This window comes from Promicromonospora kroppenstedtii DSM 19349, from assembly GCF_000515355.1.
In the GTDB taxonomy this organism is placed as follows: Bacteria; Actinomycetota; Actinomycetes; order Actinomycetales; family Cellulomonadaceae; genus Promicromonospora; species Promicromonospora kroppenstedtii.
Genome location: NZ_KI911664.1, coordinates 49,970 through 67,482, shown reverse-complemented (window position 1 = coordinate 67,482; position 17,513 = coordinate 49,970). Strand labels below are relative to the sequence as shown.

Annotated in this window: 16 protein-coding genes; 7 read left to right on the top strand and 9 right to left on the bottom strand. The window is 68.6% G+C overall.

Features of this window, described 5'->3' with window-relative positions:
- From PROKR_RS12085 to PROKR_RS12075, 3 genes are all read left to right on the top strand, one after another.
- On the top strand, positions 1–530 hold a 530-nt coding region (locus PROKR_RS12085; protein WP_036963498.1), incomplete at its 5' end, for a TetR/AcrR family transcriptional regulator.
- Positions 531–676: 146 nt separating this feature from the next.
- The gene (locus PROKR_RS12080; RefSeq protein ID WP_036963496.1) at positions 677–1,282 is read left to right on the top strand and encodes a dihydrofolate reductase family protein; all 606 of its coding nucleotides are present in this window, start codon (positions 677–679) and stop codon (positions 1,280–1,282) included.
- Between the two features lie 164 nt (positions 1,283–1,446).
- Positions 1,447–1,632, top strand: a complete 186-nt coding sequence (locus PROKR_RS12075; RefSeq protein ID WP_036963492.1) for a hypothetical protein — start codon at positions 1,447–1,449, stop codon at positions 1,630–1,632.
- A 39-nt stretch (positions 1,633–1,671) separates the two neighbouring features.
- On the opposite strand, the gene PROKR_RS12070 is transcribed toward PROKR_RS12075, so the two are convergent.
- From PROKR_RS12070 to PROKR_RS12055, 4 genes are all read right to left on the bottom strand, one after another.
- Positions 1,672–2,334, bottom strand: a complete 663-nt coding sequence (locus PROKR_RS12070) for a hypothetical protein (RefSeq protein WP_036963490.1) — start codon at positions 2,332–2,334, stop codon at positions 1,672–1,674.
- A 121-nt stretch (positions 2,335–2,455) separates the two neighbouring features.
- Positions 2,456–3,142, bottom strand: a complete 687-nt coding sequence (locus PROKR_RS12065) for a PAS and ANTAR domain-containing protein (protein ID WP_051432916.1) — start codon at positions 3,140–3,142, stop codon at positions 2,456–2,458.
- Positions 3,143–3,347: 205 nt separating this feature from the next.
- Positions 3,348–4,715, bottom strand: coding sequence for a TrkH family potassium uptake protein (locus tag PROKR_RS12060; protein WP_051432915.1), 1,368 nt, complete (start codon positions 4,713–4,715; stop codon positions 3,348–3,350).
- A 466-nt stretch (positions 4,716–5,181) separates the two neighbouring features.
- Positions 5,182–5,694 carry a hypothetical protein gene (locus tag PROKR_RS12055; RefSeq protein ID WP_036963486.1) on the bottom strand — a complete coding sequence of 171 codons (513 nt, stop codon included), beginning with the start codon at positions 5,692–5,694 and terminating at the stop codon, positions 5,182–5,184.
- Between the two features lie 573 nt (positions 5,695–6,267).
- Here PROKR_RS12055 and PROKR_RS12050 point away from each other — a divergent pair.
- Positions 6,268–6,672, top strand: coding sequence for a hypothetical protein (locus tag PROKR_RS12050; protein WP_142034688.1), 405 nt, complete (start codon positions 6,268–6,270; stop codon positions 6,670–6,672).
- A gap of 24 nt (positions 6,673–6,696) precedes the next feature.
- Complete coding sequence (locus tag PROKR_RS12045) at positions 6,697–7,287, top strand: dihydrofolate reductase family protein (protein ID WP_051432914.1); 591 nt, start codon at positions 6,697–6,699, stop codon at positions 7,285–7,287.
- 338 nt (positions 7,288–7,625) lie between these two features.
- Here PROKR_RS12045 and PROKR_RS12040 read toward each other — a convergent pair whose 3' ends face one another.
- From PROKR_RS12040 to PROKR_RS12025, 4 genes are all read right to left on the bottom strand, one after another.
- Entirely contained in the window at positions 7,626–9,065 is a 1,440-nt protein-coding gene (locus PROKR_RS12040) for an MFS transporter (protein WP_051432913.1), read from the bottom strand.
- 102 nt (positions 9,066–9,167) lie between these two features.
- Positions 9,168–9,953, bottom strand: a complete 786-nt coding sequence (locus tag PROKR_RS12035) for an oxidoreductase (protein ID WP_036963480.1) — start codon at positions 9,951–9,953, stop codon at positions 9,168–9,170.
- A complete protein-coding gene (locus PROKR_RS37370) occupies positions 9,950–10,741 on the bottom strand; it encodes an alpha/beta hydrolase (protein ID WP_036963478.1) in 792 nt (263 codons plus the stop codon). Before PROKR_RS37370 ends, PROKR_RS12035 begins: the two co-directional genes overlap by 4 nt.
- 80 nt (positions 10,742–10,821) lie before the next feature.
- Positions 10,822–13,611 (bottom strand): ATP-binding protein, encoded by a 2,790-nt coding sequence (locus PROKR_RS12025; protein ID WP_169736398.1) that lies wholly within the window; start codon positions 13,609–13,611, stop codon positions 10,822–10,824.
- Positions 13,612–14,788: 1,177 nt separating this feature from the next.
- On the opposite strand from PROKR_RS12025, the gene PROKR_RS12020 reads away from it, so the two are divergent.
- Both PROKR_RS12020 and PROKR_RS12015 read left to right on the top strand, forming a co-directional pair.
- Positions 14,789–15,172 carry a PLDc N-terminal domain-containing protein gene (locus tag PROKR_RS12020; RefSeq protein ID WP_036963476.1) on the top strand — a complete coding sequence of 128 codons (384 nt, stop codon included), beginning with the start codon at positions 14,789–14,791 and terminating at the stop codon, positions 15,170–15,172.
- A gap of 1,116 nt (positions 15,173–16,288) precedes the next feature.
- Positions 16,289–16,546: a hypothetical protein gene (locus PROKR_RS12015; protein ID WP_036963474.1), complete on the top strand. Its 258-nt coding sequence runs from the start codon at positions 16,289–16,291 to the stop codon at positions 16,544–16,546.
- A 435-nt stretch (positions 16,547–16,981) separates the two neighbouring features.
- On the opposite strand, the gene PROKR_RS12010 is transcribed toward PROKR_RS12015, so the two are convergent.
- On the bottom strand, positions 16,982–17,512 hold the full coding sequence (locus PROKR_RS12010; protein WP_157602028.1) for an SMI1/KNR4 family protein: 531 nt from the start codon (positions 17,510–17,512) through the stop codon (positions 16,982–16,984).
- Between the last annotated feature and the right edge of the window lies 1 nt (position 17,513).

The window sequence follows — 17,513 nt, the reverse complement described above, 5'->3', positions numbered from 1 at the left end:
GCATGGAACAGGTCGCGCGGCGCGCCGGCGTCAGCAAGGTCACCGTCTACCGGCGGTGGAGCACCAAGGAGAAGCTGCTGGCCGCGGCGTTCGAGTCGGCCGGCACGGGCCTGCCGGCACGGACGCTGGGAGACCAGCCCGACCCGCCGTCGTCGTACGACGACCTGACCTACGACCAGATGACACACCTGATCGGCAACGCCCTGCCCACCGCCGCCGGCCTGCTGGCCGACCCGCAGTACCGGGCGCTCCTGGCGGCCGTGTTCGGGGCACGGTTCACGCACCCCGACCTCATGGAAGTCTTCTGGGACAACCACATCGTGCCTCGCCGCCGCACCGCCCTTGTCGTCCTCGAGCGCGCCGTGGCCGAGGGGCACCTGCCGCGCAAGACCGACGTCGAGGTGCTCCTGGACATGACCGTCGGGGCGCTGATCTACCGGCTGCTGCAACCCGGCGACCTCGACCGCGATGTCCTGCTCGACTACCTGCGTCGGGTCTACCGGCAGGCCGGGCTGCTGGCGCCGGCCTGATCGCACGGGCGGCAGCGTGGGCGGTGTGCCGTTCGGCTCGCCGTCGCGACGTGTCGCGCCGCACGGCCGATGTCGAGAAGCGTGGCGTGGCTCCGTCCTAGGGTCGGAAGCGCCGAGAGGCGGCGCGACAGCTCCAGGAGGACGACATGACACGCTCGACCGGCCGCACCGTGACCGCCAACCTCAGCCTCGCCCTCGACGGCCGTTACCACGGCGCGGGTGGGCCGGCGGACTTCGCCACCTTCGTGCCCTACGTCACCAGCGACACCGCCCGTGACCACATGAGCCGCATGTGGGCCGACGCGACGACGGCAGTACTCGCCCGCGGCAACGCCGAAGGATTCATGGGGTTCTGGCCGTCCGTCGCAGACGACCCGGACGCCGACCCCCGTGACCGGGAGTACGCCCGGTGGCTGGTCCGGACGCAGAAGGTCGTCCTGTCCACCACTCTGACCGACGCACCGTGGGAGCGCACCCGGATCGTGAACGCACCCGCGGCCGACGTCGTGCGCGAGCTCAAGAACGAGGGCGAGGGCGAGGGCGACATCCTGGTCAACACCAGCCCGAGCATCGTCAAGCCGCTGCTCGCCGCCGACCTGGTCGACCGGCTCTACCTCATGGTCCTGCCGGAGATCGCCGGTGGTGGACAGCGCCTGTTCGAGGACGGGCTCCCGGCCTCCACCTGGGCACTGACCCACCAGGAGACCGGCGCGTCGGGAGAGCTCGCCCTGGTCTACGACCGGGTCCGCTGACTCAGCCTCCCCAGGCGGCGGGGAGTGCCGGCCGCGCGGCGTGAGACGTCGCCGAGACATGCCCGCGCCTGCGATACCCACCCTGCAGGCGCGGGCAGAACCGCGGGTAAGGCCGTAGTGTCGTTTGCGGCGTCGACACCGCGAACCGGAGTGGCAGCTGACAGATGACACAGAACGAGCTCATCGCCGTCCTGGCGGCGAGCGGCATCCTCACGGACACCGCGGAAGACCTGACGGTGGCAGAGCTGCTCGTCGAGCGCTACCCCCTGGCCGTACCCGTCATAGCCAGCTGGATCCGGCGCGCCTATGTCGCCGGAGCGATCGACGCCGGCCCGGCCGATCCGACCTAGGGAGACGTCCGGACCGCCGGGAGCGTCACGAAGCGGCGGTCAGTCATCGTCGCTGACGAGTCCTCGCCGCTGGAGGACGTCCTGAGCGACGGAGAGCAAGCGCGCCGACCTCGCGAACGCGCGCGCCCGGATCAGCGCGGATGCGTCATCGGGCCGGATGCGCAGCTGCATGGCGACCATCCCGGTGGCCTGATGGAACGGCGCGTTGGTGGACCAGTCAAGAAGCTCGAAGTTGCTCAGCAGGTCGGCTCCGACGACGTCGGCCGCGAACTGCAGGTCGCCCAGGTCCCAGCCCGACGGCGTATCGGTCACGTACAGGCTGAGGACACCGATCACGTGCGGCCCTACCCGCATCGGCACCGCGTAGAGCGTCACGCCGTCGCCGATGGCTCCGGCAAGGTGGGAGAAGACGGGATACTCGTCCACCATGGCCTCGACGCGCATGACCACCAGCCGGTCCACGGCCAGTGCCCGTGGCACCGGGCCCTCTCCCAGGACCTCCTGGAGGGGTTCGAGCTTTTCGAACGCGCCTCGTGTACTCACCGCGATCTGGTCTCCCGGGCCGGCCGATACGGTCAGCGCCCCACCCTGCGCATGAAATGTGTCGACACACGTCTCACACAGACGCACCGGCAACGGTCGGTCGGAGTCGGTGTCGGCGAAGGACCGCGCGAGCAGGCTGAGGACTTCCGGCGGATCCATAGGGTTCGCTCACCTCCCCTCCCACGGTGGCATCACGACTCTTCAGTCGCACTGTCGGCCGTGTCACCGTGCTCCAGCCCGCGTCCGATCGCAGCCGGATGCGAACCCGGCCCACGGACCGTCAGTGGTCGCCTGGTGCAGTCAGGTCGGCCAGGAACGTGTTGATGGCCTCCCGCGTGGGGAATTCCGTCACGTTCGGTCCCGAGAACATGTGGACCAGGGTGGCGGCGATGTCACGGACGGCGATGTTCGCCCGGTTGGAGGTCTGACGCAGCAGAGCGAACGCCTCGTCCTCGTCGACGCCGTGGACGACCATGAGGACACCCTTGGCCTGCTCGATGACGGATCGGTTCTCCGCTGATGCCCGGATCGACGCCGACGCCTCGCGCGCCGCCGCGTCGCGTTGCACATCGGTGACGTCGATGAAGTAGCCGAACAGCTCGACCAGCTGACCGGTGGCCTGGTCACGTCGCCCTTGGCCGGTCACGGCAAGCGTGCGCGTCTTGCCGGTGGCATCGATGATCCGGTGCACCGAGCTGAACGGGAGACCGGTCTCCGCCGCCCGGCGCAGGATCCCGTCGACCCTGCTTCGGTCGTCCGGGTGCTTGTGCGACAGCATCAACGGCGTGGTCGGCACGATGTCGCCCGGCTCGAACCCATGCATCGCGAACACCTCGTCCGACCAGGTCCACTCCCCCGTCGCCAGGTCGAGGCGGTATCGCCCGACCGGCGGCCTCGCACCACCGGCAAGCACCTCCTCGAGGTCAGCATGCAGCGGCATCTGGCCGGGCTCAGGTGTGGGAGTCACGTGGGTCCTCTTTCAGGGCAGAGTTGCGCGGCCTGCGCCCTACTAGGAAGTGCGGCCTGTGGGCGTCACCATAGCGCGCGACCTGCGCCGGCGACGCGTCCGACCGGCCGGACGGGTACGTCGCCACCGCGCGTGAGCGCCGGGCCGGCCTGGCGTGCAGGACCGACGAGCCGAGCGTCGCGCCCAGGTCGTCGATCAGCGATGGTCAGCCGATGATCGGCGCGCTCTCCGGACGCCGGTACAGGCGCCGGCGGGCGCGGAGTACCAGCGCGGTCCCGAGCGTGATCGGCCCGAGCCGCCCGATGAACATCAGTACGCACAGCACCACCTGGTGATACCACGCGAGCTGTGCCGTGATCCCCGTCGACAGGCCTGTCGTGGTGAACGCCGAGGTCACCTCGAACAGGATCTCGTCCACCTGGAACGGCGAGAGCGCCGTCATCCACAGCGAGGGCAGGACGACGATCGCCACCGTGAGCAGGGCCACGGAGAGCGCCTGCCGCTGGGTGGCCGCCGAGATGCGCCGGTCGAAGGCGTCCGCGTCCGGGTCGCCGCGCAGCTCCGACCAGATCACCACCGCGAGCACGGCGAACGTCGTCACCTTGATGCCGCCGCCGGTGCCACCGGTGCCCGCGCCGATGAACATCAAGATGATCGTGCCGAGCCAGGTCTCGGTGTGCATCGCGCCGGTGTCCACGGAGTTGAACCCGGCCGTGCGGGCGTTGGCGGCCTGGGTGAAGGAGGCAAGCACCCGGTCCGCGGCGCTCAGCGTCCCCATGGTCGCCGCGTTGTCCCACTCGGTGACCAGGAAGAACCCCGTGCCACCGACCAGCAGCAGGCCCGTCATGAGCACAGTGATCTTGGTGTGCACGCTCCACCGTCCCGGACGACGGCGATTGCGCAGGACTTCCAGGAGCACCGGCAGGCCCAGGCCGCCCACGATCGTGGCGACCGCGATGGGCACGCAGATCCAGGGGTCGGTCACGAAGTCGATCAGCGACGTCGAGAACAGGGCGAAGCCCGCGTTGTTGTACCCGGACACGGCGTGGAAGACGCCGTCCCACAGCGCCCGGCCCGGTGACTCGCCGTAGGCGACGACGAAACGCACCGTGAGCACCAGGGCGACGGCCGCCTCGACGATCAGCGCGATCACCACCACGCGGACCAGGGTGCGGCGCACGTCGCCGAGGCTCACGGTGCGGGTGGACGCCGCGGCCACCAGACGGGAGCTCAGGTCCAGACGCCGCGTGACCAGGACGCCGAGCAGCGACGCGACGGTCATCACGCCCAGGCCGCCGATCTGGATGAGCACCAGGATCACCGCCTGCCCGAACCCGGACCAGAACACGGGGGTGTCCGTGACGATCAGGCCCGTGACACAGACGGCCGAGGTCGCGGTGAACACGGCCTGCATGAACGAGGCCGGCTCCCCCGACGCCGAAACGGGGAGCAGCAGGAGCAGCGTGCCGACCACTATGGCGCCGACGAAGCCGACGATCACGAGCTGGCCCGGCCGCCGCTGCAGAGCGATGCCCCGTCCCCGTTCCCGCCCGACCGGACTGCTGAACCGCATCTCGCTCCCGTCGCCGTTGTTCGTCCGTCACGGCACACGTCGCAGACCGGTGCAGGCCGGTCCCGTGATGCCCAGGGTCACGGTAGCCCGTGAGACCCACCGCCAGGCTCGGCGCGATCGCGGCGAGCGATGAGGTCACCCTTCGACCAGCGCAGGCCTTCGGCACCGGACCGCAGGCAAGCCGCTCGCTCTCGACGCAAGAGCCGCGCGAGACCTGGACGACTTCGTCCGCAGCCGCTCAATGGCTCGGATCCCCAAGGGAAGTGAACCTCAATCCTCTGGACCTCATCCGCCGCGTCCTGACCGGCGCCATCGCGTTCCTGATCTTGGCCACGACCAGCCTCATCCGGGGCCGGCTTCATGAACATGAGGTGTCCCGGTCCAGGGCCAGGACACCTCATGTTCGCCGGTGCGAAACCGGTGCGTGAATTCTCAAGCACTCGAATCTATGTGCGGCAGGCAAAACTCAGCACGGATCGATCCGGTCATACGGCAACGGGTAGAACGAATACGGTTCCACGCGAGGTGCGAACGCGAGAGTCGGAGCGCCCGGGCCGGTGAACCGGACCGTAGCGCCGGGACTCTGACGGTTGGTAATCGCACCAGCATCAATGAAGTTGGTCAACGTGCGCGTGTCACAGTGGTACAGGAAGAAGACGGTATGGCGGCCGTCTCCCTGTCCGACAGCGACGCACGCGTAAAGACGCGGACAGTTGTGCAGCGCAGCGTTCCGGTCGGCGGTCGTCAGATTGCGGCCGGCGGCCTCCTGCGAGAGGAGCGGGGACACGTTCGGTGTCCAGGCCGCAGGCGCCACCTCGCCGGTGCTCGCGCCGTTCGTCGCACCGGCGATGCGGTTGCCGCCCGGGGCGGTGAGGCCTGGGTCGTCGTACGCCTGCGCTGCCTGGGTACCACCGACGACGCAGAGAAACGCCATCAGCGCACTCGACAGCGTGGCGAGCCAGCGCTTCCGGAGTGTCATCTGGATCCCCTTCCTGTTCCGCGCCGAGTTTCACCGGGCACGGCACCTGGCGTTACGCGGAACACGGCGAACCTAGAACTCGGTCGCTCAGGCCTGCCACAAACTTCGGCGGCAACCGAAAAGCCGTGCGTTGCCATATCACGGTGAGGCAGCGATCGATGCGGATGGAGGCGTCGGGTTGGGCAGCTTGGATCAGCGACCTAGCGATTGCGGGAGAGGCTGCTGGACGGGATGGACGCCAACTGCTGGGCCCCCGACAGACATTGCCGGCAACTCGAAGAATGGCGTGTTGAATGCGGCTTCACAGAACTGCCGGTGGACGAAGGTCACGACGTTGTCGCGTGGCTATTCGGCACCGGCCGAAGTAGGTTGCCGAGCGCCCGGTCTCGTCCAAGGCTCACCCGCATGAACACTCATACCTCTGTCCGATCCATACGTCTCGGAGTCGCTCTGGCCACGGCCTCCCTCATCGCAGTCGCCACATCTGTGAGCCCGACGGCGAGCAGCGCCAACACGCCCAGCTCGACGGCTCAGTCTGAAAGCGCCGACCTCACCACGCTGTCCCCGACGGAGATGGCGGCGGCTACGCCGGTGGTGGTCCAGGCGGAGTCCGACTACAGCATCTTGAAGGACTACAACCCGAGGACGAGCCCGACCGCCGCGCAGATCCGCGAGTACCAGCCGGACACCCAGCCTGTCTGCTCCCCCGGCTACGTCTGTCAGAAAGTTCCGATGTGGGACGGCACGGACCCGGAGATGCGGGAGTTCTGGTTCTACGACTACGGCCTCTACTCCGTCTACCAGTGGACCGGAATTGGTCGTTACCTCAACCGGCAGACCGGTGGAGCCTCCTACCGGACGTACAACTCCGCGGGCAACCAGATCGACTGCACCGGGAGCGGTTCGGACGGCTACTACGGCGGCGGGAACAACCTGGACCCCGTGTATTACGTGCGCCTCTCGGCGACACGCTGCTGACGAACAGCCGCAAAAGGCGACCCCATGGGCCTCGATCGAGACCAGGAGGATGAGTCCCGTGACATCAATACGGTCCTTGGAGTCGTCGTGCGCCCCTTGATCCTCCGACACAGCCTGTCCCTTGACGGGATTGCCGCAGCACCCGCGGGCGTACGCGACGACTTCTTCCTCGAGTACGACGAGGACGCGGAGTTCGTCGCACACATGGCCACCGTGCTCGGCTCGGCCGGCGTTCACGCCATGGGCTCCCGCACCTACCGGGACATGACCGGCTACTGGCCGTTCCAGAGGGGACCTGAGGCCGACGCGATGAACACCATCCCCAAGGCCGTCTTCTCCCGTTCGCCGATCGAGGACCCGTGGGCGACGACGACCATCTGCTCCGGGGACCTGGCCACCGAAGTCGCCCGGTTGAAGGCCCAGGACGACGGCTCGATCCTCGCGCACGAGCGGCGTGCGGTTCGCCCGGGCGCTCGTCCTCGCGGACCTCGTCGACGAGTACCACCTGCTGGTCAGCCCCTTCGCCCACGGCGGAGGCAGCCCGCTGTTCACCGAGCTCACCAGGCTGCAGCTGATCGACGTCAAGTCATTCCCCAGGGGCAAACCTCGCACTGACCTACTCGCGCTCGAACGCGGCCTCCTCCTGAGGCGGAGAAGCGGTCGATCTGACCTGGAGATCGTGGCAACTCCCTCAAGGTGCCGAGCCGGGCCACAGACAAATAACGCCACACCTACTCGACCTACGGCCGGGGCATCCAGGAGTTCCACTACGGCATCCCGTGGCTCGATCTCACGGCCCTCGGCCGCCAGGAGACATCGGAAGGGCCTCGCGGCGCGCCTTCGCGCTCGGCCGCCAGGTCGGCGGCCCGGACCTGCGCTACCCGGACGATTACGACCAACCGTCCGCGACGCACCAGCACCACCACGGATGACTGCGGGAACCGGGGCCCTCCTCAGGCCCTCACGGCTCCCGGCCGCCGAACGGTGAGTGCCGCCAGGACCGCCGCCGCGAAGAACAGCAGGGCGCAGATCCTGATCGCGGCATGGAACGCGGTCAGGAAGACGGCGGGGTCGGTGTACGCCGTGCTGGTGAGTCCCGCGGCTGCCGGGATGGCGGCCACGGCCAGCAGGTGTGCTGCCCGCGCGACGGCGTTGTTGACGCCGGAGGCGATCCCGGCATGTCCCACGGGCGCGGCGGCCAGTGCGGCGGAGGTGAGCGGTGCGACCATGACGGCCAAGCCGCACCCGAAGGCGACGGTGATAGGAACGACATCGGTGAGGTAGCTGCTGTCGGCCTGAAGCCTGAGCCCGAGAAGCATGGCGAGGCCTAGCACGAGCGGTCCTGCCGTCACCTGGACCCGGGGGCCGATCCGGCTGGCCAGGGCACCGCTGCGCGCGGAGAAGATCAGGACGACCATCGTGATCGGCAGGAGAGCCGAGCCCGCGACGAGGGGGCTGAACCCCGACACCACCTGGAGCTGGAGCACGAGCAGGAACAGGCTCGCGCCGATCGCGCCGTACACGAGGAACGTCACCGCGTTGATGGCACGGAACTGGGACGACCCGAACAGGTTCGGCGGCAGCATCGGGTTGCGCACACCGCGCTCGATCAGCACGAAGGCGATGAGCCCTGCGAGCCCCAGACAGGCCGGGAGGATGACGCCGATCGAGCCGGTACCGGACGCGGGGACGGAGATCAGTGCATAGGAGATGCCGCCGAGCCCGACGACACCGGCGAGCGCACCGGCGATATCGAGGCGACCGCCGGCCGCGGGATCCCGGGTCTCCGGAACGCGCTTGAGGCAGAGCCAGATCACCAGCGCCGCCAGGGGCACGTTGAGGAGAAAGATGTACCGCCACGAGCCGGCCTCGATCAACCAGCCGCCCAGGAACGGGCCGAGCGCGGAAGCCACACCGCTGAAGCCTGCCCAGGTGCCCACGGCGCGCGCCCGGTCAACCTCGGTGTAGGTCGCCTGGATGATCGCCAGGCTCGCCGGGGTGAGCAGGGCGGCGCCGAAGCCTTGGAGGGCGCGGGCGCCGACGAGCAGTCCCTCCGTCGGAGCGACGGCGCACAGCAGGGATGCGATGGCAAACCAGACGATGCCCACGAGGAAGACCCGTCGGCGTCCGAACCGGTCGCCCGCCGCGCCGCCCAGCAGGATGAACGACGCCAGGGTCAGCGTGTAGGCCGTGAGCGTCCACTGCAGTCCGGAGAATTCCATCTCGAGGTCGTGGCCGATGGCCGGGAGCGCGACGTTGACGACGGTCGCGTCGATCGACGCCAGGCTGGACCCCAGGATGGTCGCGGTCAGCAGCCACCGACCCTGGGTGCTGGCGAGGCGGACCGAGGGAGGAACCACGTGCGGGGGGCAGACGACGTTGAGGTCAACCATTGCTCAGTCCTTGTGGCAGCTTCGGTGGGGTGGGCTCCGCGGCTCGGTCGCCTCCGCCGCGGTGGCCACCCACCGCCGCGGTTCCTGGAGGCGACCGGGTCGTCAGACGGTGGTGACCATGCCGCCGTCGATCAGCACGTCGGCCCCGGTGATGTTGCCGGCTGTGCCGGACGCGAGCAGCAGCACGACCTGCGCGACCTCGTCGGGTCGGGTGAACCGCCCGGTCGGTGTGCCGGCGACGGCTGCATCGCGGACGGCGCCGGGGTCGACGCCCTGGGCCTGGCCGAGGGTCTCGGCCACTCCGCCGGGCCCGAGCCACAGCGCTGTCTCCACCGGGCCGGGGCTGACGGTGTTGACCCGGACGCCGGAGGGGCCGACCTCCTTGGACAGCGACTTGCTGAAGCTGCGCAGCGCGGCCTTCGCGGCGCTGTAGTCGATGACCCCGGGGTCCGGCAGGGTCGCGTTGACCGAGCAGATCGTCACGACGGCCGACGGCGCCGCCGCGAGCAGGTGCGGCAGCGCCGCCCTGGTCGCGCGTACGGCGGAGAGCAGGTTCACCTGCAGCGCCCACTCCCAGTCGGCGTCGGAGACGCCCAGGAAGCCGTTCGTGCGCGGGCGCACCCCGCCGACGTTGTTGACGAGCAGGTCGACTCCGCCGAAGCGGTCCATGGCCTGGTCCACGAGCGCCTGACAGCCCGACGCGGTGGTCAGGTCGCCGAGCACAGTGACGACCCCTTGGTCGGCCAGGGCGCTCAGCTCGGCGGACTCGCTGCGTGCCCCCGCGGCCACCTGCGCGCCCTCGTCCGCCAGGGCACGGACCACGGCGAGACCGATGCCCTTGCTCGCACCGGTCACCACCGCCCGGCGGCCGGCCAGGTCGAGCTTCACAGCTCCTGCTTCTTCAGCCAGACCAGGCACGTCTCCGCGATCTCCGCCCAGCCCGAATCGATCGTCAGCGAGTGTCCCCGGTCCGGGAATGTGGTCAAGTCGGTGACCGCCTCCGAGTGTCGGTACTGCTTGAGCGTCGCGCGCGTCACCGCCTCGGGAACGGTGTTGTCCTTGCCGCTGGCGATCAGCAGGAGCGGCCCGCGGGACTGGTTTTCGGTGTCGACCTTCGCCGGTGAGTGCGGGTCGAAGTTGGCTGCGGCCGCCTCGAACAGGGGCTTGCCGGGTGCCGGGATCGTCCATCGCTCGAACAGCTCGTCCGACTCCGCCTCGGAGACGGCGTTCCCGAAGGCGAAGCGGAACTGCTCGGCGGTCAACGAGACGGCCCGGTGCTTGTTGGCGGGGTTCTTGAACACCGGCAACGTCGCGCGCAGCGCCGAGAGGGGCAGGGGCAGCACGCCCTTGATCTGAGCGGCGTCGATCGCGATCGCAGCCCTGGCGAGGTCCTGGCCCAGCAGCTTCTGGGCGATCATCCCGCCGAACGAGTGCCCGATCAGGATCGGCGGCTCGGGGAGCTCGTCGATGATCGCGGCGAAATGGGCCACGACGTCGTCGATGCCGTGGTCGCCGATCGTCTCCGGGCTCTGCCGCGAGGCTGGCACGGTCTCCGCGTCACCGGGCCAACCCGGCGCCTGCGGCGCGTATCCCTCGTCGCGGAACCGCGTCTCCCATGATCCCCAAGAGCTGGCGTGCAGCCACAGCCCGTGGATGAAGAGCACTGGTGTTGCCACGGTTGCCTCCTTGCTCGGTCCCCTGTGCTGGTCGCACCAGGGCGTACTCGGAGGTTAGGACGGCCGGGACACCGCCGACTTCAGTCGGATGACTGTACTTGGTTCGGCGCGTCCGGGCCGGCGGGGTCACGGGCCAGCATGCCCGCGAGCTGCTGGCGGCTCGTGACGCCAAGCTTGGGAAAGATGCGGTAGAGGTGCGAGGCCACGGTCCGGTGCGAGAGGAAGAGCCGTTGGCCGATCTCCCGGTTGGACAGGCCCTGCGCGGCGAGGTCGGCGATCTGGCCCTCCTGCGGAGACAGCTGCGGGCGGGCGCCGTCCGCGGGTTGCCAGCCGCGTTCGCCGGTCGCCCGCAGCTCCTGGTCGGCCTGTTGCGCCCAGGGTCTGGCACCCAGGGCGTCGAACGCCGTGCGAGCTGCCCTGAGCGGGTCGCGGGACTCGGCCACCCGTCGCCGGCGGCGCAGCCACGAACCGTAGGCGAGCTGGGCCCGGGCATGGTGCCACGGGAAGCGTCCGGCGCCGGCGAGCGCGCGATGGAAGAGCTGCTCGGCGGTGGCGTCGTCCGCGAGCACGGCATGTGAGTACGCGAGAGCGAGCTCCGTGCCGACGGCGGCAGACCCGTTCGCCATCTCCTCGACGGAGACGGTCAACGCTCGCGCCTCGTCCCGGCGGCCGATCCGGACGGCGGCCTCAGCCAGGTAGCTGATCGTCCAGACCTGTTGCACGCGCTGATATGCCGGGTCGTCCGGGTCGAACACACGGAGCAGCTCGCCGTACGCCTGCTCGGGCCGGTCGGCCGCCAGCTCGCCGATCCCGCGCACGAGCTGCGCGCCCGCCAGCAGCGACGAGCTCGCGTTCGGCAGCTGGAGCGCGGTCTGCTCGGCCTCGGCGAGCAGGCGATGGCGCCCGTCCCAGCTCCCGCCGACCGCATCGACGAAAGCCAGCGCGAGCCGCGCCGTCCCGGCCCACACCCGTTGGCCGGTCTCGTCGGAGAGGCGCATGCCCTCGTCGGCTGACCGAGCCCGGTCGAAGACGCCCAGGTTGATCTCTGCCCAGGCCCGGATCGAGAGCGCCTCGGCGAGGAGGCTCAGGCGACCCTCGGCGCGAAAGCCGTGGATCGCGGTCGAGAGCGACGAGTCCGCGCGCACGAAGTCGCCCGCGCAGAACGCGGCGATGCCCAGGAGTGCCGCGACGTCGGGCTGCCCGTGACCATCAACCGGTGAGTAGGCCAGATGCTCCATCACCCGCCCGCTCAGCTCGAGGGACTCCGCAAGGCCGAGCACGGCCAGCACCCTCGGGTCCGCGGCAGGTAGCGGGACCGCGCGCGCGGCACGGACGATCTCCTGCCGGACCGCCGGGCCGGGGTCTCGCCACCAGACTCTGCGGGCCGCTCCGAACAGCAGCTGCATCGTCAGCTCCACGTCCGCCTCGGCCGTGGCATGCCGCGCCAGGTCCACCAGGTGGCTGACATCGGCAGGATCACTGGTGGCGCCGTCATGGAACGCGCCCGTCAACCAGGTGAGCCGTGACCGGTCCCTGGGCCGCAGCGTCATCCGGGAGACCTGGCCCTTGAGCCGTTCGACCTCCGTGAACCTGCCGAGCTCGAAACCCACCTCGGCCGCGCTGAGCAGGCGGGCGGCCCGGTCGAGCGGATCCGGGCTGAGAACTGCCGCTCGCTCGAGCCAGGTGAGCGCGGTGGGAAAGGCGCCGCGTCGACGGGCCTCTGCGGCCGCGAGCTCGAGCTGTGCCGCGACGGGCTCGTCACGTCCGGACATCGCGCCGGCCCGGTGCCAGGCGGCGCGTTCGAGGTTGGCCGAGAGGACGGCTGCCAGAGCACCATGCCCCTGCTCACGTCGTTCGTGCGACATCGACTGCCGGACTGCCGAGCCGATCAGGGGGTGCGTGAAGGTGTAGGTCGGCCCCGCCACGGCCAGCAGACCGAGCGTCACCGCAGGCCGCACGTCGTCGGGGCCGACGTCGGCGCCACACAGGATTGCAGCGGCCGCGACGACCTCGTCGAGATCGTCCCCCTCGTCGAGAGCCGCGACGTCGACGATCGCGCGGGCGACCGGCTCCAGCTCACCGGCTCGCGCAGCGAATGCCCGCTCGAGGCGCAAGGTCATCGGAAGCTCGTCGTCCAGCTCGGTCCAACCAGGAGTCCCTGCGCTCAACGCACCGGCGAACTCCACGAGCGCTAGCGGGTTGCCGCCGGCCTGCGTGACCACTCGGTCGTGCAGGGCCGGGTTGAGGCCCGGCGCACGTGACCGCAGCAGTGCGTCCGCGGCGTCCACGGGCAGTCCCTTCAGCTCGGTCCAGGTCACGACCTGTTCGTCACCGAGAAGCTGTGGGTCCGGTCGCCGCGACGTCGACAGCAGGACCACCCGCTCGGTGTCGATGCGGCGGGCGACGAACGCCAACGCGTCGACGGACGGTCGGTCCATCCAGTGCAGGTCGTCGAGGCACACCACGACCGGCGCCTCGTCGGCCAGCTCGGACAGCAGGTTCAGGACAGCGAGCGAGGTGAAGAACCGGTTGGCCACCACGTCGTCGACCATGCCGAAACAAGCGAGCAACGACTGACGCTGCTGAGCCGGCAGCCCGTCGGCCCGCCCGAGGACCGGCCGCAACAGCTGGTGCAGGCTGGCGTACGGCAGGTGTGACTCCGCCTTGCTGCCCCTCGCACCGATGACGGTCGAGCCCGAGTTCGCGGCGTGCTTCATAACCTGCCTCAGCACCGCGCTCTTGCCCACTCCCGGCTCACCGCTGAGCCCGATCGCGAACCCACCGGTCTCGACGACCTGGTCCAGATCATGGATCAGTCGGCGGAGCACATCCTCGCGGCCGTACAGCGGCCCGGTTTCGACCGCAGTCACACCATCATCATGGGCTACGGCGCTGTGCCGGTCCACACTCCGGTCGGGGGTTCACCCGACGGGCCGACGTCGGACGAGGCCGGCCGCAGCCCTCTCACCGGGGAACGGGACGCCGAGCACCTGCGCAGACGCTAGTGCACACCTGCACGAACGCCTCAGGCCCCGTGGGAGATGCGGTGGGACGGGCGGCCTCGCAGGGCCGCTCCCGTCCGCCGCAGTCCCACGGGACCCGAGGCGACACTTCAGATCAGACATGGAACTGTGCATTGTGGCTCTGACCTGCATGGTTACCGATCGCGGGGAGCGAAGGGAGCACCAGCGGGGTTTCAGGGCCAGGTTGTTTGTTCTCGCCACGGGCCGAGGCCGGCGAGAGCGGCGGGTCTCCCGGTGGGAGTGTGTTCGCCAATGGCGAGGCGGGTACCCCGCGCGGACTCAGGAGACGGCGGTCTCGGCGCAAGCACGGGTGGGGTCGTGTTCCTCGACTCAGCACCCAATGGGAAGCACACCCTGATACCGGGTTCGAGGTTACCTGCTGACCGGGCAGGCTGCTCACTACCTGAGGTACCTGTCACCTATCGGTGCAGCAGTCCCCGCCAGCTCAAGCGCGCGCTCCAACCCGGAGGAGCGCACCGGCGCTTCGTCGTTCAGGTGAGTGTCGAGATGCATGGCATTCCTCTCGTGTGGGCGAAGGGAGTCGGGCCTCTCCGCTGGCTTCGAACTACCTCCACCCTCATCGCCCAGGCGGCAACCCAGGAACTCGCCCGGCGGAACTAGCCCCGAAGATCACCCTTCAGACTGGCGCCCGAGTCGAGGCCCGTCACGAGCCGAGCATCGGAACCGCCCCATGGCCGGACACTTGGGCAGCATCGCCCTCCCTGGGCGGGCCGCCGGTCCGCGAACCCGCGTGCACCGGCGACGCGGGGCGAGAAGCGGGGTGAGAAGCGCGGCAGTTCGACGAACAAAGAACCGGCGGCCCCGAGTATTGAATCGTCGACGGGCGGTACGCATCGCGAGCCGCCACCGAGACGCCTACCAGCGAGAAGTCCCCCGCGAAGTAAGGAACCCGATGAACCAACTGACCCAGACCCTCAACCACCGGGGCCGCGGGCACTGCATGACAAGCCCGATCGCCCGCGTCGCCGACTGACACGACACGACACAATCCCCAGAAAGCCCCATGCTCCCCGTCACGGTCTACTGGCTCACGCTCGAGATCTTCTTCCTCGTCGCCTACGTCCTCGTCCTGTCCCAGGTGCTCCTCGATGTGCTCCGCGACCGTCACCTCGGCGGCCTCGCCCAGGCACTATGGGTCTTCTTCCTGCTGCTCGTCCCGCTGGGCGGACTCCTCGCGTACCTCGTGGCCCGCGGGCCTCGCATGGCGCACAGGCGAAAGGCCACCGTCCTGGACATCAAGGTCGCGACCCCGGAGTACGTTCGCGCGGTCGCAGGCACCGACGCAGCCCAACAGATCAGTATCGCCAGAGACCTCCGCGACGACGGGACGATCAACGCCGAGGAATTCCTCCGTCTGAAGACCGCAGCGCTTGCCACCACGGCTTAAGGCTGCAGCAGGGCAGCGCGCCCACATGCTTGACCCCGATCACGTTACAACTCCGATCGTGGAGCGTGTCTTTGCCGAGTTCATCGCGGGGAGGCGGTCCGAGCCATCACTGTTGGCTTGGTCGCAGACGACATCCCGTCGCCGTCGGCCGATGACCCGGCTCGTAGGATGCGCTGGCGTGGCACCGACCAGGGGATCCACCCCGCGATCGTCGACGTCGCAACCTACGAGAAGGGGCTCGCCCGGTTCAACGCGCAGCGACGCGGTCCCGGACAACAGCGCCCGAAGGCTTCTGCGACAGGTCGCGTCTACACGCTCGCCGGCCGCTGTTGGCAGAGGACCTGGAGATCGTGGGCGGCTCCCTCAAGGTGCTGAACCGCGCCACAGACAAAGAACGCCGAGACCTCGACGAGGCACTCGGCGTTCAGATCGACTTCGACTTCGACGCCGTAGCGTCACGTGTCGTTCTCAGTGTGTCGCCCCTGGTCACGCCAAGGCGTTACGACGAAAGTCTCCGGAGGGGGACTTGGCAGGTATCGTCACGCCCTTATCTGCTTACGAGGGCAGCGTGACCTGCAACTTTGCGACCAGCCGTTCGCGCTCCCACCCCGCTCCTCAGGAGGTTGGGTGAACTTGAGCGCCCGGCAGCATCGCGGGTGCCGCGAAGATCGAGTTTCGCCCCTCACCATCGTGACGTAACCCGAGCGCGGTGCGAATTTCGACGTCGGTCGACCGCTCAAGGTTGGTTCCGGGCAGTAGGCACGACGTGCCAAATGTATTCCGGGTTGCTGCCTCCGAAAGGCAACCTCCTTCTCGGGAGGCGGCCTTTCGCGTGGCCGACACCGGGTCCGCCGTGGCTCGCCCAGCGTCGACACATTGCGCGTCCTAGCCGCTCATATGCCCGCCCACGCGCGACGTCGGTGGTGCGAGAACGTTCAGGATTAGCGGTCTCACCGCGAGCCAGGGGTGGACCCTTGTTCCTCGACTCAGCACCCGATGGAAAGCACACCCTGCTGCTGAGCCAGGAGGCTACCCGGGTTCGAGCAACTCCGCTGGATAAGACGCCCCAGAGATGTCCTTCAGAGCGGCTCGGTCGTCTAGGTGCCGGGTGATCTTATGGTCGGACCCGAGGTGTTCGAGGGCACTGGCGTGGGTGTCGCGCAAGTCTCGATTGCTATATTCGTCGCTGGCGACCGCCTGGACGTAGCCAACTGCGTCCTGACAGATAAAGGTGCGCGGATCTTCCTGGCCGAGCCGATCCGCTGTCCGCGCTGCGGGCCGCGGGCTGCGGAGCGTTTCGACCATCGGCACCAACGCAAGGACGCGTTCGAAGCAGCCCTCGGCCAGGGTGCGCTCTGGGACGAGATGGGGTGACGACACCGCTTTGAACGTGCGGGAGGATCTCGGTGCTTGGGATCCCCGGGCGACGCTTCGGGAGGTAGATGGTTCGCGCAACAACGGTGTCACCGACCAACGACAGTTCGTAGTCAGTGCGGTTGAACGTTGAGCTGCCGAAGGAGCGCCACGAGTCGTGCACGTCGAGTGCAACGCGACCGCCGGGCCACTTCAGCAGACCTTCCGCAAGAAGTACGTGCAATGGCTCGACCATGACCGCTGCCGCTTTTCGCTGAGGTCCGGAACCCCCACCTCGTTTGGTGGACACGCTGATTCTGGATCCCGGAACCAGATAAGCGAGCTCTGTTACCTATGCCAATGAAGGCCATCCCGAGGAATCCAAGGCCGATGCTGTGGCCCTGCACGATTTGCCCCCGGGGGGCCGCGATCAAGGACATTGCCCGTTTGTCGGTCTTAAGCGCCATATGGTCTGAATGGCGGGCCGTCAAGGTCAAGCAAGACGTCAGAGAATAGACTCGAATCGACCTGTCTCGTCTTGATCTTCCACAGAAACTCCGCGGCACCCATCTCATGCCGCTCCCAGCGCTGCCCCTCCTCGCTGCCAATAATTATCGGATAATTGGCGTCCGCCATCGACTCATCAACCCACCAATAAATCTCCTCGCCGCCACCCGTTGACGCCCACGCAATGAGTTGGACGTTCTCTGGCATCGGGTCGATGGGTGGAGACCCGCCCCCGCGCCAGAAATCCTGCAGGTCTTTGAAACCGTAGACCGAATCCAGGAGATTGTTGTCACCCCATTCGCCCCCTGGGCCATAAAGCGTGACGTAGTCGAACCACACCCCACCACCTCCAGCCTCCAAGAGCTCGCGAAAGTCCTGTGGAATGTCAATACCAAGCACGTCTCGAACTTCGCCCCAGTCGAAGGCGTTAGGGGTTGCAAAATTGGCCCCCTCGGCAAGCATTTCGACGTATGGATTCATG

Excerpts from the sequence above, each read along its gene's own strand:
- PROKR_RS12080 (WP_036963496.1), top strand. The coding sequence starts at position 677 with ATGACACGCTCGACCGGCCGCACCGTGACCGCCAACCTCAGCCTCGCC.
- PROKR_RS12075 (WP_036963492.1), top strand. The coding sequence starts at position 1,447 with ATGACACAGAACGAGCTCATCGCCGTCCTGGCGGCGAGCGGCATCCTC.
- PROKR_RS12070 (WP_036963490.1), bottom strand. The coding sequence starts at position 2,334 with ATGGATCCGCCGGAAGTCCTCAGCCTGCTCGCGCGGTCCTTCGCCGAC.
- PROKR_RS12060 (WP_051432915.1), bottom strand. The coding sequence starts at position 4,715 with ATGCGGTTCAGCAGTCCGGTCGGGCGGGAACGGGGACGGGGCATCGCT.
- PROKR_RS12055 (WP_036963486.1), bottom strand. The coding sequence starts at position 5,694 with ATGACACTCCGGAAGCGCTGGCTCGCCACGCTGTCGAGTGCGCTGATG.
- PROKR_RS12050 (WP_142034688.1), top strand. The coding sequence starts at position 6,268 with ATGGCGGCGGCTACGCCGGTGGTGGTCCAGGCGGAGTCCGACTACAGC.
- PROKR_RS12045 (WP_051432914.1), top strand. The coding sequence starts at position 6,697 with ATGGGCCTCGATCGAGACCAGGAGGATGAGTCCCGTGACATCAATACG.
- PROKR_RS12040 (WP_051432913.1), bottom strand. The coding sequence starts at position 9,065 with ATGGTTGACCTCAACGTCGTCTGCCCCCCGCACGTGGTTCCTCCCTCG.
- PROKR_RS12020 (WP_036963476.1), top strand. The coding sequence starts at position 14,789 with ATGCTCCCCGTCACGGTCTACTGGCTCACGCTCGAGATCTTCTTCCTC.
- PROKR_RS12015 (WP_036963474.1), top strand. The coding sequence starts at position 16,289 with ATGGTCGGACCCGAGGTGTTCGAGGGCACTGGCGTGGGTGTCGCGCAA.
- PROKR_RS12010 (WP_157602028.1), bottom strand. The coding sequence starts at position 17,512 with ATGAATCCATACGTCGAAATGCTTGCCGAGGGGGCCAATTTTGCAACC.